Below are 7,848 nucleotides of genomic sequence, written 5' to 3' on the forward strand. Positions count from 1 at the left end.
GTCGGAATCCACGCGGAACGACTTGATCCGGGCAAACAGGCCATTGGCAAATTCCGGCGCGGGCAGCACGTTTCCGGTCAGCGCCGCATAAAGGTCGGGATCGGGCACATCCATCAGATACTCAAGGTCACCCAATTCCTCGTCCGACAGGTTTGCGATTTCGGCGTCGGCAAAACGGCCGAGAATGAGATCCATCTCGCGGATGCCGCGATGCCAGCAGCGAAACAACAGGCGCTTTCGGCGGTCGTCCAGCCCTTGGCTTGATCGTGTCGATCCTGTCATTTCTCGTTCCAATTCAAACGCCAAAAGCCCGGACGTGCCGGGCGGGGCTGATATAGCCTCGTTATCGGCAAATGTCAGTAGCTGCCCGGCGGGCAAATTCGCAATCCAGATCCGCCGATGTTGATAAAAGCGCTGCAGCCAATTCAACCACATCTGCGCGATCTCGCTCCGCCATGCTTCTTGGTCCCACGCGAGCGAACCTCGTTTTTTGTGCCTCCTTTCTAGAGGTGAGCGAAGCTCGCTCTTCCTTCGCTCCCCCGTTTGTAGCCGCAAGCGGGGCGAGGGTTGCTCTTTCTTATCCCCCCTTCTTTTATGGGTCGAGACGAGCAAGGCTCGCTCTGGGGTGGCGCGAAGCGCCGGGTGGGGTTGGGTCATACACACGAACAGCACCCCACCCTGCACATCGTTCGCTCCGCTCACGATCTGCTTTCCCTCCCCACCACAAGTGGCAGGGATGAACACCGCCGATGCGGTGGTACTGCATGCAATGATATCGGGACAGTTCACACAGACACACCTCCGCGATCTCGCCGCGCGTGTCGCCCGAGTTTTGCAAGTCATTGAGCCTTCTGAACATCAGAGGGCGTGGGGAACGCCGGGTGCTCGATGCACCCGCAGCCTCGCATGCAAAATAGAAAAGCATACGAGCGTAGTCACCGCGAGGTTCACCGGATTCACCCGGCATTCCCGCACGCAATGGTTTTAACGGTTTCCTTCGTGCTCTTCCCGGTGATCGGGCTTTGTTGTCACCGTCATCGGCGGGACACGTCCCGCCAACTTGACGCCAGCGTCGAGACGTCAGAACCACACGACTTCGCCGTCCGCTTCACGCGCCGTTCGTCAGCGGCACATCAGCATCCATCGCATCCCGTCCCGCGTTCGTGACGATCGCGATCGCCCCTGCATGGTACAAGACGGCGTGGGTTCTAAAGGTGATTTGGCCAAAACGAATATCGAAATGTTTTTGCAAGCGGGACTGGACAGGCCCAAATCAGGTTGATCATCTTGAAGAAATCAGGGTTTACCCAAAATCGTCGTGGTGCGCCGCTGCCGCGCGTTAGCGCTGTGCGGCGTTGCGATCCGGCCAAGACAGCTTCCCAACCAGCCGCTATAACCCGTCCGCAAGAAAATGGAGAGATGCCCATGATCTATGAAATGCGCGTGTATCGCTGTTTGCCGGGGAGACTGCCGGCGCTCCTGAAGCGCTTCGAGGTGACCACGCTGAAATTATGGGAGAAGCATGCCATCAGGCCGGCCGGGTTCTTCACCACGCTGATTGGCGAATCCAATCAGGAGCTGACGTATTTCCTGGCATGGGAGTCGCTCGCCGAACGCGAGAAGAAGTGGAACGCATTCTCGACAGATCCGGACTGGCTTACAGCGCGAGCGAAATCTGAAGAAGACGGACAGATCATCGGCAATATCGCCAGCCAGTTCCTGGTGCCGACCGCATTCTCGACGGTGAAGTAAACCGCACTTCCCGCAAATTCCCCTATCCGAGGGTCCTCACCCGGGTTGATCGGCCTGCGACTGCCCGGCATGCTCCTACGGGAAAAAGGAATAGTGAATTGAACGCAACGACTCCCGCGGCGCCTATTGTCACCGCCGGCTTGGTCAAATTCGGCAATGACTTGCCGATCTCGGTTATTGCCGGCCCGTGCCAGCTCGAGAGTCGCGCGCATGGACTCGAGGTCGCCTCGGCACTGAAGGAAATTGCGGCACGGCTCGGAATCGGACTCGTCTATAAAACCTCTTTCGACAAGGCCAATCGTACCAGCGCAACGGCTGCGCGCGGCATCGGCTTGAACCAGGCTGTGCCGATCTTTGCCGAAATCCGATCGTCGCTGGGCATGCCCGTGCTCACCGACGTTCATGAGGCCGCGCAATGCGCGGAAGTGGCGGAAGCCGTGGACGTGCTGCAGATTCCCGCATTCCTCTGTCGCCAGACCGATCTGTTGATCGCGGCGGCCGTGACCGGCAAGGTTGTCAACGTGAAAAAAGGACAGTTCCTGGCGCCCTGGGATATGGCCAATGTCGTCTCCAAGATTACCGGTGCCGGTAACGCCAATGTGCTGGTCACCGAGCGCGGCGCGTCCTTCGGCTACAACACGCTTGTGTCCGACATGCGCGCGTTGCCAATCCTTGCGCGCACGACCGGCGCGCCCGTGATCTTCGATGCGACCCATTCGGTCCAGCAGCCGGGCGGGAAGGGTACCGCGTCCGGCGGCGAGCGCGAATTCGTTCCGGTGCTGGCGCGCGCCGCCGTCGCCGTCGGAGTGGCCGGCGTGTTCATCGAAACGCATCCTGATCCCGACCGCGCGCCATCGGATGGCCCGAATATGGTGCCGCTGCGCGAATTCGAACCGTTGGTGCGCAGCTTGATGGCGTTCGATGCGCTTGCGAAGAAAATCGGCAACAATCCTGATCCGAATGCGTGCCACCTTTAAGGGGTAAATTAGGAATCTGGAGTGATGTGTTCAGGCCCCGGCCTGACGTTCGCGCTCAGCCGCGCCCGCGATAAGGCGCGACGCTCTGATCGGGAATCCACATTTGCTTCGGCAATTTGCCGGTCTGCCAGAACACGTCAATCGGGATCCCGCCCCGCGGATACCAGTAGCCACCGATGCGCAGCCACTTGGGCTTAATCTCGTTTGCTATCCGTTTGCCGATCATGACCGTGCAATCCTCATGAAAGGCGCCGTGATTGCGGAAGCTCGCGACGTAGAGTTTCAGGGATTTGGACTCCAGCAGCCATTGCCCCGGCACATAGTCGATGACGAGATGCGCGAAATCCGGCTGGCCTGTCACCGGACAGAGCGAGGTGAATTCAGGCGCGGTGAACCGCACCAGGTAATCGGTATCCTTCTGCGGATTGGGCACCCGATCGAGTTTTGCCTCCTCAGGGCGGCGCGGCCATTCCACGGCGCGGCCGAGTTGCAGGCTCGGTGCTGATTTGCGCTTGTTCGGCATCATGATCTCCGCTGTCGCGCGTTATTAGACAATTCGCCGGGTAACGTCACGGGCGCGATGGTCTTTTCGACCCCTGTGCCTTGCTGTAGAAGCAGCGCCGACCCGTCCGCCGCGCATTCGCATGAGGCACTCATGACTGCAATTGTCGACATCATCGGCCGTGAAATTCTAGATAGCCGGGGCAATCCGACTGTCGAGGTCGATGTGGTGCTTGAAAACGGCGCTATGGGGCGGGCGGCGGTGCCATCGGGCGCCTCCACCGGTGCCCATGAGGCCGTCGAGCTGCGCGACGGTGACAAAGCGCGCTATCTCGGTAAGGGCGTGCGGAAAGCCGTCGAGGCAGTGAATGGCGAGATTTTCGAGGCCATCGGGGGCATGGACGCCGAGCAGCAGGTCCAGATCGACAGCACCATGATTGGGCTCGACGGCACGCCCAACAAGAGTCGGCTTGGCGCCAACGCCATTCTCGGCGTCTCGCTCGCGGTCGCGAAGGCCGCCGCTGAGTCCAGCGAGCTGCCGCTCTATCGCTACGTGGGCGGGACCTCCGCGCGGACGCTGCCGGTGCCGATGATGAATATCATCAACGGCGGCGTGCATGCCGACAATCCGATCGATTTCCAGGAATTCATGATTATGCCGGTCGGCGCCGACAGCTTTGCGGAAGCGCTGCGTTGCGGCTCTGAAATCTTTCATACCCTGCGGTCGGAATTGAAAAAGGCCGGCCACAACACCAATGTCGGTGACGAAGGAGGCTTCGCGCCCAACCTGCCGTCAGCGGATGCCGCGCTGGAATTCGTTATGGGTGCGATCGGCAAGGCCGGTTACAAAGCCGGTGGTGATGTGATGTTGGCGCTGGACTGCGCAGCCACGGAGTTTTTTAAGGACGGAAAATACGTCTATGGCGGCGAGAACAAGACACGCTCGCGATCCGAACAGGCGAAATATCTCGCCGATCTCGCCGCACGCTATCCGATCGTCTCGATCGAAGACGGTATGTCCGAAGATGACATGGAGGGCTGGACGGAGTTGACCAATTTGATCGGCCGCAAATGCCAGCTCGTCGGGGATGATTTGTTCGTCACCAACGTCACACGGCTTGCCGATGGCATCAAAAACGGCCGCGCCAATTCCATTCTGGTGAAGGTCAACCAGATCGGCTCGCTGACGGAAACGCTTGATGCCGTCGAGATGGCTTTCAAGGCCGGCTATACCGCCGTGATGTCGCATCGTTCGGGCGAGACGGAAGACTCGACCATCGCCGATCTCGCGGTTGCGACCAATTGCGGGCAGATCAAGACCGGTTCGCTGGCGCGCTCCGACCGCACCGCGAAATACAATCAGCTGCTGCGCATCGAGCAGGAGCTCGGCACCCAGGCAAAATATGCCGGAAAGGCAGCGCTGAAGGCGCTCCGATAGAGTACAATTCATTCCGATAAGAAAATACAGGGAGGGTTCACGATGAGCGCCGACAGCAAAACCGGGCTTCAGCTTCGTTCGCTGATCAAGAAGAGCGGCGATCTCGAGATATCGCTGGTGAACGTGCCGACGCCCGAGCCAGCGGCGGATGAAGTCGTGGTCCGCGTCGAGGCTGCGCCGATCAATCCATCGGACCTCGGCTTGCTGATTGGCGCGGCGGATATGACCACCGCCAAATCGTCAGGCACCAAGGAAGCGCCGGTCATCACGGCAAAAGTCCCGGAAGCCGCGATGAGCGCCATGTCGGGGCGGCTCGACGAATCGATGCCGGTGGGCAACGAGGGCGCCGGCGTTGTGATCAAGACCGGTTCATCCGATGCGGCAAAGGCGCTGATGGGCAGAACCGTCGCTATGATAGGCGGCGCGATGTATTCGCAATATCGCTGCCTCCGGGTCAACGAATGCCTGCCGCTGCCCGCCGGCACCACGGCGGCCGAAGGCGCTTCGTGCTTCGTCAATCCGCTGACCTCGTTGGGCATGACGGAGACGATGCGCCGCGAAGGTCACAAGGCGCTGGTGCACACAGCGGCTGCATCCAATCTTGGACAGATGCTCAATAAGATCTGCATCAAAGACGGCATAGGCCTCGTCAACATCGTCCGTAGTGCGCAGCAGGCCGAGATCCTGCGCAAGATCGGCGCGAAGCATGTAGTCGATTCAACAGCCCCGGCGTTTATGGACGAACTGACCAATGCGTTGGTGGAAACCGGAGCGACGCTGGCGTTCGATGCCATTGGCGGTGGCAAGCTCGCCGGGCAAATTCTCACCGGGATGGAGATCGCCGCCAACAAGGCGGCGAAAGTGTACAGCCGCTACGGATCGAGCGTGCATAAGCAGGTCTATATTTACGGCAGTCTCGACCCCGGGCCGATCATCTTGAATCGGGGGTTCGGAATGGCTTGGGGCCTTGGCGGCTGGCTGTTGTTCCCTTTCCTGCAGAAAATAGGGCCGGCCGAAGGAGCGAAGCTGCGCCAGCGCGTGCTCGACGAACTCAAGACCACTTTCGCCAGTCACTACACGCAGGTGGTGTCTCTGGCAGAGGCGCTCCAGCTCAACCATGTCGCCGTTTACGCCAAGCGCGCGACCGGCGAGAAGTACCTGATCAATCCGAACAAAGGCTGAGGGCTAGCGAACCACTGCCCGCGCCGTCTAGCGCCCGGGGGGCTGCTGCTTTGCCCGGCTAGTCCGGCAAAAGTTTAGGCGTCTGTCGCTTGCAGAACGATCGTGATTGCACAATACATGCACTTGCATCGTTTTCGGGAACGTGGCTAGGTTCGGGCATCAACACATTGGCGCCTAAAAGGAACTCGTATGGCCATGTCCTATAATATCGCCGTCATCGTCGGCAGCCTTCGGAAGGAGAGCTTTACGCTCAAGATCGCCAATGCCCTGACCAAGCTCGCGCCGGATACGCTCAAGCTCAATCCGGTCACGCTGTACGATGTTTCGTTTTTCAATCAGGACCTCGAAGCGACGCCGCCCGCCGACTGGCTAGCGTTCCGAGAGAAGCTGCAGAAATCCGACGCGATATTGTTCGTGACGCCCGAATACAATCGCTCGATCCCGGGCGTATTGAAAAACGCCATCGATGTCGGCTCGAGGCCCCCCGGCAAGAGTTCTTTCCTGGGCAAGCCCATCGGCATCATCAGCAATTCACCAGGACCGCTCGGCGGCGTCAGCGCGGCAAAACACCTGCAAAATATCCTGCCGGGAATTTCCGGTCCCATACTCGGCCAGCCGGAGACTTATCTGAACGGCGTCGGCGATGCCTTTGACGAGAAGGGCAATCTGACCAAAGAGCCGCTCCAGAAGGTGCTGCAGCAATATCTCGTTGCCTTTGCCGCGTTCGTCGACAGACAAAGCAAGATCGCCGCCTGACATATCGGCCGCGCGCCCGGTTTTAGGATTCCGTTAACCGCGCCATCGCATCCTCAATCCATGGTATCGCGCGCGCGCCTCAAATCGCTGCTCACCGGGCTTGCCCTCTACACGATCGCGGCAGCGATGGTTGGCTATTTCGGGGTCAACGCCTACACCGGCAAATACGGGCTTAACGCGCGGCAGGAACTGGATTCCGAAATCGTAGCGCTCACGACCGAACTGGCGCGCCTAAAGCGCGAGCGGGCCGAAAATGAGCAGCGGGTCTCGCTGTTGCGGTCCGACCGCGTCGATCCGGACATGCTGGACGAGCGGGCGCGCTATCAGCTCGATTACGCCAATCCGCACGATCTTGTCCGGCCATTGCCTGCGAACTGACCTCAAAATTTCAAGTTCGTAGAAAATTGATTTCAGAAATGTCGCCCATCGCAGTGCGGGATGGGGAAACTGTCTTGGGATCACGCAATCCTTCCACGACGGTTTGAGTTGGGATAGAGAGGGCTGGTCGTCCTCTTGTCCGGATTAGCCATGGCTGCTGCACCGAAAAAAAGCCTCACCAGAGAAACAGGCAACGGCTCCGACCATTCCATTGAATTCACCCGCGAGCAGGAGCTCAGCGCGCTTCGCGACATGCTCCTGATCCGGCGTTTCGAGGAAAAAGCCGGGCAGCTTTACGGCATGGGAGCGATTGGCGGGTTCTGCCATCTCTATATCGGCCAGGAAGCCATCGTGGTGGGCATGCAGATGGCCCTGAAGAAGGGTGATCAGGTCATAACTGGATACCGCGACCACGGGCACATGCTGGCCTGCGGAATGGATGCCAAGGGCGTGATGGCCGAATTGACCGGACGCCGCGGCGGCTATTCCAAGGGGAAGGGCGGCTCCATGCACATGTTCAGTAAGGAGAAGAACTTCTTCGGCGGCCACGGTATCGTCGGCGCGCAAGTTTCGTTGGGGACGGGGCTCGCCTTTGCCAACCGTTATCGGAGCAATGATTTCGTCAGTCTCGCCTATTTTGGTGATGGCGCGTCCAACCAGGGTCAGGTCTATGAAAGCTTCAATATGGCGGAGCTGTGGAAGCTTCCGGTGATCTACGTCATCGAGAACAACCGTTATGCGATGGGCACCTCGGTGACGCGTTCTTCGGCTCAGACCGATTTTTCCAAGCGCGGCATTTCCTTCAACATTCCGGGCGAGCAGGTCGACGGCATGGACGTGCGCGCGGTCAAGGCGGCCGGGGAC

At 59.6% G+C, this 7,848-nt stretch carries 9 protein-coding genes; 7 read left to right on the forward strand and 2 right to left on the reverse strand.

The window, feature by feature from the left end:
- A partial coding sequence (locus VJV58_RS21365) for a succinate dehydrogenase assembly factor 2 (RefSeq protein ID WP_324139365.1) occupies positions 1-282 on the reverse strand: 282 nt, incomplete at its 3' end.
- Positions 283-1,425: 1,143 nt separating this feature from the next.
- Between VJV58_RS21365 and VJV58_RS21370 the strand changes: the two genes are divergently transcribed.
- Together VJV58_RS21370 and kdsA are read left to right on the forward strand one after the other, a co-directional pair.
- Positions 1,426-1,752 carry an NIPSNAP family protein gene (locus tag VJV58_RS21370; RefSeq protein ID WP_324139357.1) on the forward strand — a complete coding sequence of 109 codons (327 nt, stop codon included), beginning with the start codon at positions 1,426-1,428 and terminating at the stop codon, positions 1,750-1,752.
- 98 nt (positions 1,753-1,850) lie between these two features.
- Complete coding sequence (gene kdsA / locus VJV58_RS21375) at positions 1,851-2,729, forward strand: 3-deoxy-8-phosphooctulonate synthase (RefSeq protein WP_324139358.1); 879 nt, start codon at positions 1,851-1,853, stop codon at positions 2,727-2,729.
- Positions 2,730-2,784: 55 nt separating this feature from the next.
- On the opposite strand, the gene queF is transcribed toward kdsA, so the two are convergent.
- Positions 2,785-3,255, reverse strand: coding sequence for a preQ(1) synthase (queF, locus tag VJV58_RS21380; protein WP_414641543.1), 471 nt, complete (start codon positions 3,253-3,255; stop codon positions 2,785-2,787).
- A 129-nt stretch (positions 3,256-3,384) separates the two neighbouring features.
- On the opposite strand from queF, the gene eno reads away from it, so the two are divergent.
- The 5 genes from eno to VJV58_RS21405 all read left to right on the forward strand — a co-directional run.
- Complete coding sequence (gene eno, locus VJV58_RS21385; RefSeq protein WP_324139360.1) at positions 3,385-4,668, forward strand: phosphopyruvate hydratase; 1,284 nt, start codon at positions 3,385-3,387, stop codon at positions 4,666-4,668.
- Positions 4,669-4,710: 42 nt separating this feature from the next.
- Positions 4,711-5,850: a zinc-binding dehydrogenase gene (locus VJV58_RS21390; protein WP_324139361.1), complete on the forward strand. Its 1,140-nt coding sequence runs from the start codon at positions 4,711-4,713 to the stop codon at positions 5,848-5,850.
- Positions 5,851-6,045: 195 nt separating this feature from the next.
- Positions 6,046-6,606 carry an NADPH-dependent FMN reductase gene (locus VJV58_RS21395; protein ID WP_324139362.1) on the forward strand — a complete coding sequence of 187 codons (561 nt, stop codon included), beginning with the start codon at positions 6,046-6,048 and terminating at the stop codon, positions 6,604-6,606.
- Between the two features lie 60 nt (positions 6,607-6,666).
- On the forward strand, positions 6,667-6,984 hold the full coding sequence (locus VJV58_RS21400) for a septum formation initiator family protein (protein WP_324139363.1): 318 nt from the start codon (positions 6,667-6,669) through the stop codon (positions 6,982-6,984).
- A 150-nt stretch (positions 6,985-7,134) separates the two neighbouring features.
- Positions 7,135-7,848: thiamine pyrophosphate-dependent enzyme (locus VJV58_RS21405; RefSeq protein WP_324139364.1), on the forward strand; the 714-nt coding region annotated here is incomplete at its 3' end.

The organism is Bradyrhizobium sp., assembly GCF_035273305.1.
In the GTDB taxonomy this organism is placed as follows: domain Bacteria; phylum Pseudomonadota; class Alphaproteobacteria; order Rhizobiales; family Xanthobacteraceae; genus Bradyrhizobium.